This is a genomic window from Labilibaculum euxinicum (assembly GCF_009795715.1).
Classification (GTDB): Bacteria; Bacteroidota; Bacteroidia; order Bacteroidales; family Marinifilaceae; genus Labilibaculum; species Labilibaculum euxinus.
Window position 1 is genome coordinate 166113 of the sequence record NZ_WTCR01000011.1, and the last position, 13812, is coordinate 179924.

The 13812-nt window shown below is 37.9% G+C and carries 12 protein-coding genes; 10 read left to right on the top strand and 2 right to left on the bottom strand.

The annotated features are described in order from the left end of the window. Positions 1 to 34 precede the first annotated feature (34 nt). The 6 genes from GQR60_RS15070 (at position 35) to GQR60_RS15095 (ending at position 6720) form a co-directional block, all read left to right on the top strand. Complete coding sequence (locus GQR60_RS15070) at positions 35 to 1381, top strand: alanine racemase (RefSeq protein WP_124993721.1); 1347 nt, start codon at positions 35 to 37, stop codon at positions 1379 to 1381. Between the two features lie 2 nt (positions 1382 to 1383). After that, positions 1384 to 3606 carry an urea transporter gene (locus tag GQR60_RS15075; protein WP_124993722.1) on the top strand — a complete coding sequence of 741 codons (2223 nt, stop codon included), beginning with the start codon at positions 1384 to 1386 and terminating at the stop codon, positions 3604 to 3606. Beyond that, positions 3582 to 4961: a tetratricopeptide repeat protein gene (locus GQR60_RS15080; RefSeq protein WP_124993723.1), complete on the top strand. Its 1380-nt coding sequence runs from the start codon at positions 3582 to 3584 to the stop codon at positions 4959 to 4961. Before GQR60_RS15075 ends, GQR60_RS15080 begins: the two co-directional genes overlap by 25 nt. Then, positions 4949 to 5605 carry a tetratricopeptide repeat protein gene (locus GQR60_RS15085; RefSeq protein ID WP_225441431.1) on the top strand — a complete coding sequence of 219 codons (657 nt, stop codon included), beginning with the start codon at positions 4949 to 4951 and terminating at the stop codon, positions 5603 to 5605. Before GQR60_RS15080 ends, GQR60_RS15085 begins: the two co-directional genes overlap by 13 nt. A 99-nt stretch (positions 5606 to 5704) precedes the next feature. Next, positions 5705 to 6142, top strand: coding sequence for an acyl-CoA thioesterase (locus tag GQR60_RS15090; protein ID WP_124993724.1), 438 nt, complete (start codon positions 5705 to 5707; stop codon positions 6140 to 6142). Positions 6143 to 6174: 32 nt separating this feature from the next. Further along, the gene (locus tag GQR60_RS15095; RefSeq protein ID WP_124993725.1) at positions 6175 to 6720 is read left to right on the top strand and encodes a DUF1697 domain-containing protein; all 546 of its coding nucleotides are present in this window, start codon (positions 6175 to 6177) and stop codon (positions 6718 to 6720) included. 140 nt (positions 6721 to 6860) lie between these two features. On the opposite strand, the gene GQR60_RS15100 is transcribed toward GQR60_RS15095, so the two are convergent. Then, complete coding sequence (locus tag GQR60_RS15100) at positions 6861 to 7907, bottom strand: 3-deoxy-7-phosphoheptulonate synthase (RefSeq protein ID WP_306597684.1); 1047 nt, start codon at positions 7905 to 7907, stop codon at positions 6861 to 6863. A gap of 589 nt (positions 7908 to 8496) precedes the next feature. Between GQR60_RS15100 and GQR60_RS15105 the strand changes: the two genes are divergently transcribed. The 3 genes from GQR60_RS15105 (at position 8497) to GQR60_RS15110 (ending at position 10929) form a co-directional block, all read left to right on the top strand. After that, on the top strand, positions 8497 to 9954 hold the full coding sequence (locus GQR60_RS15105; RefSeq protein ID WP_124993726.1) for an NAD(P)/FAD-dependent oxidoreductase: 1458 nt from the start codon (positions 8497 to 8499) through the stop codon (positions 9952 to 9954). Positions 9955 to 9986: 32 nt separating this feature from the next. After that, positions 9987 to 10145: a hypothetical protein gene (locus GQR60_RS19990; RefSeq protein WP_180327202.1), complete on the top strand. Its 159-nt coding sequence runs from the start codon at positions 9987 to 9989 to the stop codon at positions 10143 to 10145. A gap of 337 nt (positions 10146 to 10482) precedes the next feature. Beyond that, on the top strand, positions 10483 to 10929 hold the full coding sequence (locus GQR60_RS15110) for a YhcH/YjgK/YiaL family protein (RefSeq protein WP_124993727.1): 447 nt from the start codon (positions 10483 to 10485) through the stop codon (positions 10927 to 10929). 147 nt (positions 10930 to 11076) lie between these two features. On the opposite strand, the gene GQR60_RS15115 is transcribed toward GQR60_RS15110, so the two are convergent. Continuing rightward, positions 11077 to 12120, bottom strand: a complete 1044-nt coding sequence (locus GQR60_RS15115; RefSeq protein WP_124993728.1) for an NAD(P)/FAD-dependent oxidoreductase — start codon at positions 12118 to 12120, stop codon at positions 11077 to 11079. Between the two features lie 145 nt (positions 12121 to 12265). Here GQR60_RS15115 and trhO point away from each other — a divergent pair, with 145 nt between their 5' ends. Next, the gene (gene trhO / locus GQR60_RS15120) at positions 12266 to 13300 is read left to right on the top strand and encodes an oxygen-dependent tRNA uridine(34) hydroxylase TrhO (protein ID WP_124993729.1); all 1035 of its coding nucleotides are present in this window, start codon (positions 12266 to 12268) and stop codon (positions 13298 to 13300) included. Positions 13301 to 13812 lie beyond the last annotated feature (512 nt).

The following is a 13812-nucleotide window of genomic DNA, read 5'->3' on the forward strand; positions in this document are numbered from 1 at the left end:
ATCAAAAAATTGAAAAAACTTAACATACTGTCACATGAAGAAATTGGATTACGAAAGGCCTATACTCAATAAAGTAAACGCCGGCATGCCCGATAAATTCGGAATGAAGACTAAAACAGCAACTTTAAGTCATATAGAAGAACATTCAGTACACGACATCTTAAAGGAATTTGGTTCTCCGGTATATGTAATCTCGGAGCCTTGCATCCGAAAAACCTACAGAACCGCTTACAAAGCATTTTCAACGCGATACCCGCGCGTACAATTTGCATGGTCCTACAAAACCAATTACATGAATGCTGTTTGCAAAATATTTCACTCAGAGGGAGCATGGGCCGAAGTTGTTTCCGGTTTTGAATACTCCAAAGCAATCGAAAACGGTATCTCAGGTGATCAGATCATATTTAATGGCCCCGAAAAATCAAAAGAAGATTTAGAAAGAGCTATTACCGATGGAGCCATGATTCATTTGGACAGTTTGGATGAATTTTATTTTCTGGGGGAATTGGCTCAAAAGCTGGATAAAAAAGCAAATGTAGCATTGCGCATCAATTTGGATGCAGGTATTTATCCTCAATGGGATCGTTTTGGATTTAATCTTGAAAACGGAGAAGCATGGCATGCACTAAACCGTATTATGCTGCATGAACACATGGAATTAGTTGGCCTGCATACACACATGGGCACATACATTACAGCTGTTAGTGCTTACGCAGTTGCTGCAAGTAAACTGGCAGATATGGCGGTTCGCTTGTTTCGGAAATTTAACCATAGTATAAAATACCTTGATTTGGGTGGAGGGTTTGCGACAAAGAACACGCTGAAAGGTGCCTATCTTCCGGGTGCAGATACATGTCCTTCCTTCGATGATTATGCTGAAGCTCTAACCTCTGCTCTTCTGGGAAGTGAATTGCCTCCTGACAAACTGCCTCTGTTACTGCTGGAAACAGGTAGGGCTTTGATTGATAAAGCCGGTTATGCATTAGGAAGTGTATTGGCAAACAAGCGTTTGGTTGATGGGCGCAGAGCTACGGTTATTGATATTGGAGTAAATATGCTATTCACCGCCTTTTGGTACGAACATGAGGTTTTGCCTACTAAATTAAATTCGGAGCAAACCGAAAACACAACTATTTATGGGCCTTTGTGTATGAACATTGATATAATTCGTGAGGCCATTCAATTTCCTTTGCTTCAAAAGGGCGATGCCATTGTAATTCCACGAATTGGAGCCTATAACATGACTCAATGGATGCAATTCATAAAGCTTCGTCCACCTGTATTGTTAATTGATGAAGACAGAAAAATACACGTGATCCGGAAAAAAGAAAGCTTTCAAGAATTTAATGCCCATGAAAATGTTCCGAAACATCTTAAATAATAATGAAAGAGCTTAAACAGAACATACTATTTTTAGGTGAAGCGACACTAAACAGCTACGCTCAGGTATTTTTCTCACGAAACAAAGCCTTTGCAGTGCTGCTTTTGGTGGTTAGTTTTTTCGATCCATGGGCCGGAACAGCAGGTCTGATTTCCATTTTAACAGCAAATTTAGTTGCCGGTAAAATGGGTTTCTCTAGCTACTACATTAAAGATGGAAGCTATGGATTTAATAGTCTGCTGGTAGGACTAGGCATCGGTTTATATTTTCAGCCGGGACTCGAAATAGCTGTTTTGGTGATTCTGTCATCCATTCTCACCTTATTCATCTGTTTATTTTTGCAGGGTGTGCTCGCCAAATACGCTCTGCCCTTTTTAAGTGTTCCTTTTTTGCTGGGCATCTGGATGATTATGCTGGCAAGCAGTGATTTAACCTCATTGGGAATTAGTGAGCGGGGCATTTATCAGGCCAACGAAATATTCAGCCTTGGCGGTCAAAAACTGGTGAATGTCTATCATTTTATTCAAAATTGGGAAATACATGAATCAGTATCCATATTTCTAAAATCGCTGGGAGCTATTTTCTTTCAAAGCAATTGGCTGGCTGGTTTACTGATCCTGATTGGATTGCTTTTTTATTCCCGAATTGCCTTTACATTCGCCATTTTAGGATTCTATATCGCCTACTTTTTTTATATTCTTATTGATGTAAATATTAGCGGATTGGGCTATACTTTTATCGGCTTTAACTTTATTCTTACTTCAATTGCTCTGGGTGCTTTCTACCTCATCCCATCCCCTTATTCTTATCTCTGGATTATTCTATTACTGCCAATAGTTGTTTTAACAACACTCAGCAGTGTGCATTGGTTTGCTCCTTATCGATTATCGGTTTATGCACTGCCATTTAATGCGGTGACTCTTCTTTTCCTGTACATTCTAAAATTACGGTATCAGCCAAGTGAAAAATTGCAGGAAGTACAAGTGCAGCACAACTCTCCTGAGAAGAATTTGTACTATTTCAAAAGCAATGCCCAACGTTTATCGGCAAATGTATTTACTGATTTTCAACTTCCGTTTATTGGAGAATGGTCGGTAAGCCAAGCCCATGAAGGTGAATACACACATAAGAATGAATGGCGCCATGCCTGGGATTTCGTAATACTTAATGATGAGGATGAGCAATACAAAAACGACGGCGATTTTGTTGAAGATTACTACTGCTACAACAAAACTATACTATGTCCGGCAGATGGTGAGATTGTAAATATTCTGGATGGTATTCCCGATAATAAAATTGGACAGGTGAATTTAAATCAGAATTGGGGCAACTCTTTGGTGATTCGTCACAACCACAGTCTTTTTTCGCAATTGAGTCATTTTAAAGAAAACAGTTTTAAAGTAAAAAAGGGAGATCTTGTTAAAAAAGGAGAAGTTTTAGGATTGTGCGGTAATTCAGGAAGATCACCCTACCCTCATCTTCACTTTCAATTTCAGGCTACACCCTATACTGGATCTGCAACATTGGATATAACTCTTTCGCATTATATAGAACGGTTGGGCAAAGATGTAATTCTAAAATCGTATACGAAACCGACAACAAACACAAAGCTATTACGGGGAGAAATCCATCCGTTATTGTCGCAGGCATTGGGATTTCAGACCGGACAGAAATTTACGTTAACCGTTGAATCCGGTCTCGATTCAAAACTGATAATTTTGGAAAAAAACTGGGATTTTAAAGTCAAGTCCGATGCTATTGGAAACACTTACATTCAATGTTTGCAAACCAACTCAAAAGCATTTTTCCGTGTAGAGGCAAATGTTTTACAATTCCATAACTATCTGGGCAATAAACGCTCTCTACTCTACTATCTCTATCTGTCTTGTTATAAAGTTTATTTGGGATATTATCAAGATCTGAATGTAACAGCTGAAATTCCTCCGAATCAGGTTTTCAGTGCAAGAAAGCTTTTCCTGCAGGATTTCATCGCTCCCTTTTACATTTATCTGCAGTCCAACTATCAATTAAAATATCAAAACAAAAAGGAAGGAATCAACTCCGAAAAAATTGAACTCTCATCTAAAATAGAGTGTGGATATTCGACCAAAAGAGAACATCTAACAAGTGAAATAAAGATTGAAGATGGTGCTTCTCTTCAGATAAAAATTATTAGAAATGGTAAACTAATCGAAATAAAATGTGGAAACATGCAAGCATATTAATCTTGGCAATTTTTCTTGGTCTATCGGCAAACTCACAGAAAAAGCTTAGTGTTGCACAGGTAGATAAGGAAAGCTTTGCTCTGTTTCAAAAAGGGCAATGGAAACAATTGATTACTGAAGGTGAAAAAGCCAACAAGCAGGGAATTGATTTTTATTATCTGCAGTACCGTATAGCTATCGCTTACTATGAACTAAAAAAATACAGAAAATCAGCGGGTCTTTTTCATCAGTTATACCTGCAAAATGGCGAAGATGCCATTATAAAAGAATATCTGTACTTCTCATATCTTTTAGGAGGACAGGAAAAAGATGCAATCCGATTGCAGAACAAATTAGCCCAGTCTACATCGGAGAAATATAACATCGGTAAAACAAAAATTATTTCGGCTATCTATTCAGAAATTAAACATGAAATATTGGATGATTATGCAATTGTTTCAGATCAATTGCAGGAACAGACTGTTCGCAAAGACTTTCTGCACTATAGTATTGGACTGAATCATCAGTTGGGCGATAGAGTTTCACTATTTCAGGCATTTAGTCATGTGGATGTAAAGAATTCCATTGTAAGCGAAACCTACTTTTTCGATGAAGATCTTACCCAAAATCAGTATTACTTAAAAAGTTCTGTTCAACTGGATTGGGGAAGTCAATTGATACTTGCCGGACATTGGTTAACAACAAAAATAGACGGCAATCCCCTAAGTGTACAAAATGAAGTCGCAGCAATTGAACCTCAGGTAAAAGCTGGAAACGGGAACGGCCCCGGGGGCAGCGGCAATCAATCTGATCCGGTAATTACGGATGAAGGCACAGAACTTTATCCCTACTCTTTCAAACAAAACAGTTTTATTGCCTACCTCGGTCTGCAGCAAAAAATATCGAATTTACAACTTGAGTTAGGTGTACTGTACTCTTCAATGAATAATGAAACACGCTGGCAGCAAGAAATTGAACTCCGATATTATCCATTGGGAAACACGAATTTATACTTAACCGGTAGTTTTACCAATCAAATGGAAAAAGAACAAACAAGTACCTGGCACAACAGAAAATACTGGAAAACAGGAACAGGCTTTCGAATTGCAAAAAATACCTGGGCAAGTGCAGGATATACTTTTGGCGATTTGTATAAACAGATCGAAAATCAGGGATATTCTGTTTTCAACGGCGTTAATCTTGTAAAAAACAGAAAAGAGCTTTCGATTTATCAGTATCTATTCAAAGGGAAACTTAATCTGTTCCTGATCTGGCAAAATCAGAAAGAAAAAAATAATTATACCATAAATGATGAGTTGAATAGTCAGAACATCAATGTCCAATCAATAATCGGAGGAATCAAATGGAACTTCTAGAAAATTCAAAACGCAGTATATTTTCTTTACTATTCGTCATCCTGCTATTTAACAGCGCAACAGGTCAGGATTTTAAGACTACAGGCATGGCGTTCGAAGAGAGTTATAAATATGAGAAGGAAGGAGATTTTTCTCATGCCATAGATCAGCTAAAAGCAGTATATGATGAGAATTCGTATGAAATTAATTTGCGTTTAGGCTGGCTCAATTATCAGGCTGGTGTATTTAATGAATCCATTTCTCATTATCAACGGGCAGTAAATTTAAAACCATATGCCGAAGAAGCAAAATTTGGATTGGTATTACCCAAAGCAGCCATTGGAAAATGGGACGAAGTTGTAAATATTTACAAAGAAATTCTTAATATATCCCCCAACCAAACCGTTGCCAATTACCGCTTAGGTCTTATTTTTTATGGTCGGGAAGACTATGAAAAAGCTCTTCAGCACTTTAAAAAGGTAGTTGACCTGTATCCTTTTAGTTACGATGCACTCATTATGCTTGCATGGACCAATTATAGAATGGGCAAAAGCCGGGAGGCTCTCATCTTATTTCAAAAAAGTCTTTGGTATTTCCCAAGTGATCCTTCTGCTTTAGAAGGTCTTAAACTCTTAGGACAATCACAGGAAAAACTTTCTGAATAAGACGTAAATGTGATTTAAATCCAAATTATTGTATTTCATTATTACTATCAAATATGTATTTTTAGACTCGCGAGCACAAACACCTAACAATCAAAAATAATGTCGGCAAATGTAATGATCGTTGAAATGGAAATAGGCATTAAGGCCTATGATATTGACGCAATGGGAATTGTAAGTAATATTGTATACATCAGATGGTTTGAAGATTTAAGACATTTGTTTCTGGAGAAGCACTTTCCATATAATGAAATGATAGCCACCAATATTTCCCCTATTTTAATTAAAACAGAAGCACATTACAAAGTTCCGTTAACCATTCAGGATCATCCAAGGGGAACGTGCAGAATTAAAAATCTGGGATCCAGCAAATGGGAAATGGATTTTGAGATTTTTTCCGGTGATATAATTTATTGCAAAGGAAAACAAGCTGGTTGCTTTTACAATCTTGAAAAACAGAGACCTTCATTGGTTCCGGAACGCCTTTTGGAAGCTTACGAAAAGGCTAAATTACAAATGCATGACGAAATAACACAATGATCAAGTTGTCTTCTATAAAAGCCTGAAGCCCTATGAGTAAAAGAGTAAAGTACATTTCTGTTTTAAGAGGAATAAATGTGGGTGGCAAACGTAAAATTCTGATGGCAGATCTTAAAGAATTGTATTCTGAATTGGGGTTTGAAAATTGTATCAGCTACATTCAAAGCGGAAATGTAATTTTTGAATATCAAAACGTCTCCAATTCTATACTTGAAGCAAAATTAGAAGATGCCATTTTGGAGAAATACGGTTTCGAAGTGCCTGTAATAGTGAGGACACAAAACGAATGGGAGCAATCAGCTCTGTCAAATCCGTATACTGATTCTTATGAAAATAAGTGTCTTTACCTCACCTTCCTAAGTGAAATTCCAAAAATAGAATTAAGCGAAGCTATCAGTGAATTAAGCTTTGAACCGGATCGTTTTCAAATTATCGATAAAGATGTATTTATATACTGCCCGGGGCAGTATCACAAAACGAAGCTCAGCAATCAGTTTTTCGAATCGAAGCTAAAAGTGAAAGCCACAACCCGTAACTGGAATACAGTTCTTAAACTTCTGGAACTATCAACAGAATAGAATTTATTCTATTCGGCACTCATACATCCCGAAAATTATCCTTCTTATCGAAGAAAAAAAAAGTAAGACTCTCTTAGCCTAAAATATTTAAAACCCCGATTTGCAATTGCAGATCGGGATTTTTATTTTTTTGAAGTGTATTATTTTATCTTCGCACAAAAATCCCGCAAAATTTGCTCTGTAGATTCAAAATCAAGACATTCATCAGTCACCGAAACCCCATATTTTAATTTTGATTGATCATCAGGAATACTCTGTTTGCCAAAATTCAAATGACTCTCGATCATAAATCCCATAATGGATTCATTCCCTCTGGCAATTTGCTCAGCCAGACTGGCTAAAACAATTTCCTGTTTTTGGGCTTTTTTAGAAGAGTTCGCATGACTGCAATCGACCATTATTCTTGGCACAATTTGCAGATCAGACAGTTTTTTTTCAATCGCAGCAATGTATTCTGCTTCAAAATTAGGCTTTTTACCTCCTCGAAGTATGATATGGGTGTTTGGATTTCCTAAGGTACGAATCACAGCCACTTTTCCTTCAGGATTGACACTCACAAAATTATGAGGAGATGCAACAGCCTGTATTGCATTTATGGCAATATCAATATTCCCATCGGTACCGTTTTTAAAGCCAACAACCGAAGACAAGCCACTTGACATGTTTCGGTGACTTTGCGATTCGGTAGTTCGGGCACCAATCGCGGTCCACGAAAACAGATCCTGAATATACTGAGGAGTAACAATATCCAATGCTTCGCCGGCAGCCGGCAATCCAAGTTCTGCAATGTACACCAGAAGCTCCCGAGCCTGCTTTAAACCCTCCTGAATCCTGCAGGAATTATCCATGTAAGGATCATTCACCAAACCCTTCCATCCCACTGTGGTTCTGGGTTTCTCAAAATAAACCCGCATCACAATAAACAAATCCTCTTGTAAATCATCAGCCAGCACTTTCAGTTTTTGAGCGTACTCTTTTGCCGATTTAATATCATGAATAGAGCAAGGTCCAACAATAGCAAGTATTCTCTTATCACTGCCATTTAAAATGTTTTTAATCGTAGTCTGTCCGTTATTAACGGTTTCGATGTGTTTTTCGCTAAGCGGATATAATTCTTTAAGTTCTATTGGAGTAATAATAGACTGCTCTTCACTCACATTCAGATTCTCTATTCTGGGGTCCATCATGTTCTTTGCTCTTTTATATAGTAATCGTAAAATTATCTTACAGCTTGTGAAAATAAGCTTTATTTCTTTGAATGTGAATTTTTAGTGTGACAATACAATCAGATGAAGAAATATTATGTAATTAAGAATTTTATCGATACAAAATTCCTGTCAATTTGTAATGCATTTAATTTAAAAATTATGAGAATCTTGATTTTTTCCATCCTGTTTTACTAAGATACCAGCTAACTCAGGTATCTTTTACTTTTTGCCTTGATCAAGTTGGAAATTATACCATTTTATTTAAAGATACTTTGGAAATTAAATTGGTATTACTTTAGACAATCACAAGTTTATAAAGATTCTAAACAAAATTTATCCGATATAAAACCCCAATAAAAGCAAGGCATCTCATACATTCTGCAATGCAAGTTGATATATATCAGCATATAATGACTTAAAACAATGCTAAACACATCTAGATATCTGAATATTATTCTTTAAATTAGATAATTAACAAAAGAAAACTGAATGTTTGACATTTCCTTTTCTTAGACAGATTGTATTTGAATCATATACTACCAAAATACACCCTAAATTCAAATAAATTATGGCCAAAATCGTTGTTTTAGGAGCAGGTATTTCCGGACATACCGCTGCCGCCTTTATCAGAAAAAAGCTTGGAAAACAACACGAAGTTGTTGTTGTTTCTCCAAACAGTTATTACCAGTGGATACCTTCCAACATTTGGGTTGGTGTCGGACGAATGAAAGTTGATCAGGTTAGGTTCAAGCTCAAAAAAGTATACGACAAATGGAAAATCGACTTTAAGCAAGCCAAAGCAGTATCAATTCATCCGGAAGGCAATCAGGAAATTACCAAAGGATTTGTAAGCATTGAATACACCGATCCAGAAAAAAAAGGAGAAACGGAACAAGTTGATTACGACTATCTGGTAAATGCTACCGGACCGAAACTTAATTTTGAAGGCACTCCGGGATTAGGTCCCGGTAAAAATACAGAATCTGTTTGCTCCTGCGATCATGCCATTCATGCATGGGAAAAACTACAAGCTTGCTTCAAAAAAATGGAGGCCGGCGAAAAACAAACCTTTCTTATTGGAACAGGCCATTCGATGGCAACCTGCCAAGGAGCTGCCTTCGAGTACATTTTAAATGTTTCCTACGAAATAAGAAAACGGAAACTGGAACATTTGGCAGAATTGATTTGGATCACCAACGAATACGAATTGGGCGATTTTGGAATGGGTGGCGCCTTTATTAAACGTGGCGGTTACATCACTTCAACCAAAGTGTTTGCTGAGTCCTTCTTAATTGAAAACGGAATCAGATGGATTAAACGTGCTGGCGTATTTGAAATTGAACCCGGAAAAGCAAATTACGAAACTCTCGATGGTGAAAAAAATTCCGTTGCATTCGATTTCTCGATGCTGATTCCCGGCTTTTCGGGGGTTGGGTTAAAAGCCTTCGATAAAAACAACGAGGACATCACCTCCACTATTTTTGCTCCCAACGGCTTCACCAAAGTTGATGCCGATTACACCGCAAAAGATTTTGAGGAATGGAAAGCTGCCGATTGGCCCGAAACATACCGCAATCCTACTTATCCAAACATATTTGCCCCGGGAATTGCATTTGCTCCTCCTCACTCCATTTCTAAACCAATGAAGAGCAAAAACGGAACGGCCATTTTCCCTGCTCCGCCACGCACCGGAATGCCGTCGGGCGTATCGGGTAAAGTGGTTGCCCTGAACATTGTAAACTTGGTGAAAAAAGGCGAACACGAATTAAAACACAGAGCTTCGATGGCTAAAATGGGTGCTGCTTGTATTGTATCGGCAGGATTTGGCATGACCAAAGGTTCCGCAGCAACCATGACCGTTTATCCTATTGTGCAGGATTGGGACAAATATCCTGAATGGGGACGAAGTATTAAATATACCATGGGAGAACCCGGATTAGCCGGGCATTGGTTAAAATGGACCATGCATTATATGTTTCTGCACAAAGCTAAAGGATACCCGTTTTGGTGGTTGCTACCTGAGTAAAATAAAGTCGAATTTGTTAAAACAGATATACCATGAATACTACAAAAAGAAGGGGTTATTACGAAGAAGCCTATCCCCCAATGCCAACCAAAACCACCAAATTTTGGCGCAAAGAAATCTTCTATCAAACCTATCGGTTCCTTGTTCTTAATATGAAGATTATCCGGATTGTTGTGATGGGGCATTCCTGACAATAAATGTACAAAGAGGGTGTCCGAAAAGTTCAATTTCATTGTCATTCTGAGCTTGCCGAAGAATCTTTATGTTTGAATAACAGATGTTTCTACTTCGCTCAACATGACATTTCCAAGGGAAACTTTACTTTTCGGACACCCTCTTTTTCTCAGTAAACACATTTCAACAGATCAATCACCATTACAAAGCATAATCTCAGTTATCAGAATCTTGTATTCCAAACAATTCTGCCTACTCCATCTGCACCAATTCGCGAAAAAATCTGCATCAAAAAAACTTATATTCAACACCTACATTACAAGATTATTTCGAACTTTGGAAAAAAATTGAAAAATGATAATAGATAAAATTGAAAACTCGCAGCTTTACGCTGGAGTAAGTGAGCGAATTGCCAAGGCATTTGAATACATCAACAGTACAGACCTGCTAACTACCGAGGTGGGGAAATATGAAATTGACGGAGAAAATGTTTTTGCTCTTGTTCAGGAGTACAACACAAAAAATCTGGAAGATTGCAAATTGGAAAGTCATTTCGAACACATCGACATTCAGTATGTAATTTCGGGAACAGAATTAATGGGTGTTAGTATTTTAAGTAACCAAATTCCTCATACAGTAAACAATGAGAAAGATGTTGCATTTTATAAAAACGATTCAACTCTTTTCGAACTAACAGAAGGAATGTTTGCCATCTTTTTTCCAGATGATCTTCATTGCCCTTGCATTAAGAATGTTGAAAACTCAAAGGTTAAAAAACTGGTTGTGAAAATTCGCATCTAATCTTTAGAAAAAATCTGCAGCTGTAGGCAAGAATATCATCTCTGCTTACAGCTATTTCATTTTCATGGAACTGTTTTCGGCTCTTCCCTGGGAAAATAAATTGACAAAGAGATTACTAAACAAAACTGAGATCAAGTGATTTCTATTTTATAAAAACCGCCTAATATCAACCTCTTTGGCAAGAGGATAATCGTTAACCGAAAGAAAGCGAACCATTTCGCGGGCAAAATAAGGTGCCAACATCACTCCTTTGGTACCCAATCCATTAAAAATTGCCACATGTTTGTGAAACGGATGTGTTCCTAAAACCGGACGACGATCGATTACGGTTGGACGTATCCCAGCCCAATGATTTACAACCGTGTAGGGCAATGAAATTAAATTATCCAAACGCCCCATCAAGTCCTTTCTGCCTTCGAGGGTAATCTCCTCGTTCTGATTTTTCCAATCGTAGGTTGCTCCTATTTTAAACCGATTCTCCCCAAGTGGCATAACAAATAGGTTTTTATTAAAAATATAATCTTCGGATAAACCTTCGCACTCAATTTCCAACAATTCCCCTTTGGTCGGGTTAAAACCAACACCCTTAAAATAAGGATTTTCAACAGCGTGATGTCCTTCACAAAAAACAATGGTCTCAGCTGAAAATCCATGCCAGGTAATCCCCCCATCAATAAACCCAATATCCTTATACTTAAAGTTTGTCTCTACTAAAAGTCCTTTCGATTTAAAAAACTTATGCAGCTTTTTCAGCAATTTGCCCAAAAGGAGATAGCCGGAGTTGGTTACCCGTCCATAAGAATCAAAATCCTTAAAGCCTTTCCCAATCGAATTACTTCCCATCCCCACAAGATAATCGGAGAAGCTGCCGTCTGCCATCCGTTCTTCCCACATTTTGATTTCATTATCCGCTAAAGGCTTTATAATATCCATCGGGAACAAGAACCGGTGTCCCAGGTCATTCTCCAAATCCTGATACATTTTTGTCATAACAGGCAACACATCATCCACCATCCAGCTTTTGGTAAGCCGCTTAAAAACAACCGGATTATACATTCCCGCAGCAACATTGGAAGCAGCACTTTTATCGGGACTCGCAACAATCGTAAAATTAAGTCCGGCCCTGTACATATCATATGCAAGTAAAGATCCTGCTATTCCCTGTCCTACAATCAGAAATTTCTTTTCCATAAATTCTTGTTAAAATGATTCTGCAAACATAGTAATTTAAGACTAACATGTCCTATTTATACCCTGCCAGTCTTTTTCATGCTTGTTTGAATGTAAAAAACCATTACTTTTGCAAAGTTTATTAATTCTAAATTAGAATAACAAAATGCTGCTTCACAATAAACTTAGCAAAGAAGAACTAAAGAAACAACTTGAGAACGAAAACTTTAGCCGAAAAACGTTTTCCTTTTACCGATATGTGATTATTGAAAATCCACAAGAGTTTCGTGATAAACTGTATCAGAAATGGTTTGAATTGAAAGGGAAAGGAAGAATATACATTGCCCGCGAAGGAATTAATGCACAAATGAGCATGCCCGAACACCATTTGGAAGAGTTCTTTTCTCACTTAAACAGCTTGCCGGAATTGCAGGATATGCCCATAAAATGGGCTGTTGAAGATGATGGGAAATCGTTTTACAAGTTAATAGTAAAACTGCGTCCGAAAATTGTTGCCGATGGGTTGAACGACAATGCATTTGATGTTACCAATGTGGGAAATCACCTCTCTCCGCTTGAGTTTCACGAGCAGGTAAGTCATCCCGATACTATCGTGGTAGATATGCGCAACCATTACGAAAGTGAAGTTGGCCATTTCGAAAATGCGATTTGCCCCGATGCCGACACCTTTCGCGAGGAAATAGACATTGTGGTTGATGATTTGAAGGATAAAAAAGATCAGAAAGTTTTACTTTACTGCACCGGAGGAATTCGCTGCGAAAAAGCCAGCGCCTACTTAAAGCATCACGGTTTCGAAGATGTAAACCAATTGCATGGCGGCATAATTGCCTATGCACAGGAAATAAAACAGCTTGGGCTGGAATCTAAATTCAGAGGAAAGAATTTTGTGTTTGATGAGCGGTTGGGCGAAAGCATCAACGAAGAAGTTATTGCCAAGTGTCACCAATGTGGAAAAGCCTGCGATACTCACACCAATTGTGCCAACAACGATTGCCATTTGCTCTTTATTCAGTGCAACGAATGCCGCGATCATTATAAAGGGTGCTGTACCGATGAGTGTGCTGAAATTATTCAATTGCCCTTGGAAGAGCGCATCCTTTTGCGATCGAAATTTCACGATAAATACAGCAAAAGTCAGATTTACAGACAGCGGATCAGACCGAAGCTAAATCAATTATAAATTAGGAATGATAAGTTATGAATTACCCCTAAAGGGATACAATTTTCAAGCTCCAGGAAAAATAAGGTACAAGGAAGAAGTAGAAAGGAACAAGAAAAAAGCAAGGAACACAAACCATCATCTGCACCGTGCTTTAGACCGGTGAGCAAAGGATAAAACACAATGCTTTTTCTCTGTGTTGCTTTGTGACCTCTGTGGTTAAACAATTCTCACCACAGAGAACTGAGGTTCAATGAGTTTTTTAACGCGATACAATCGCGCACCAGAACAAGAAAAATTAATAATGAGAGAAGTAGAAAGGAACAAGAAAAAAGCAAGGAACACAAACCATCATCTGCACCGTGCTTTAGACCGGTGAGCAAAGGATAAAACACAATGCTTTTTCTCTGTGTTGCTTTGTGACCTCTGTGGTTAAACAATTCTCACCACAGAGAACTGAGGTTCAATGAGTTTTTTAACGCGATACAATCGCGCACCAGAACAAGAAAAATTAATAATGAGAGAAGTAGAAA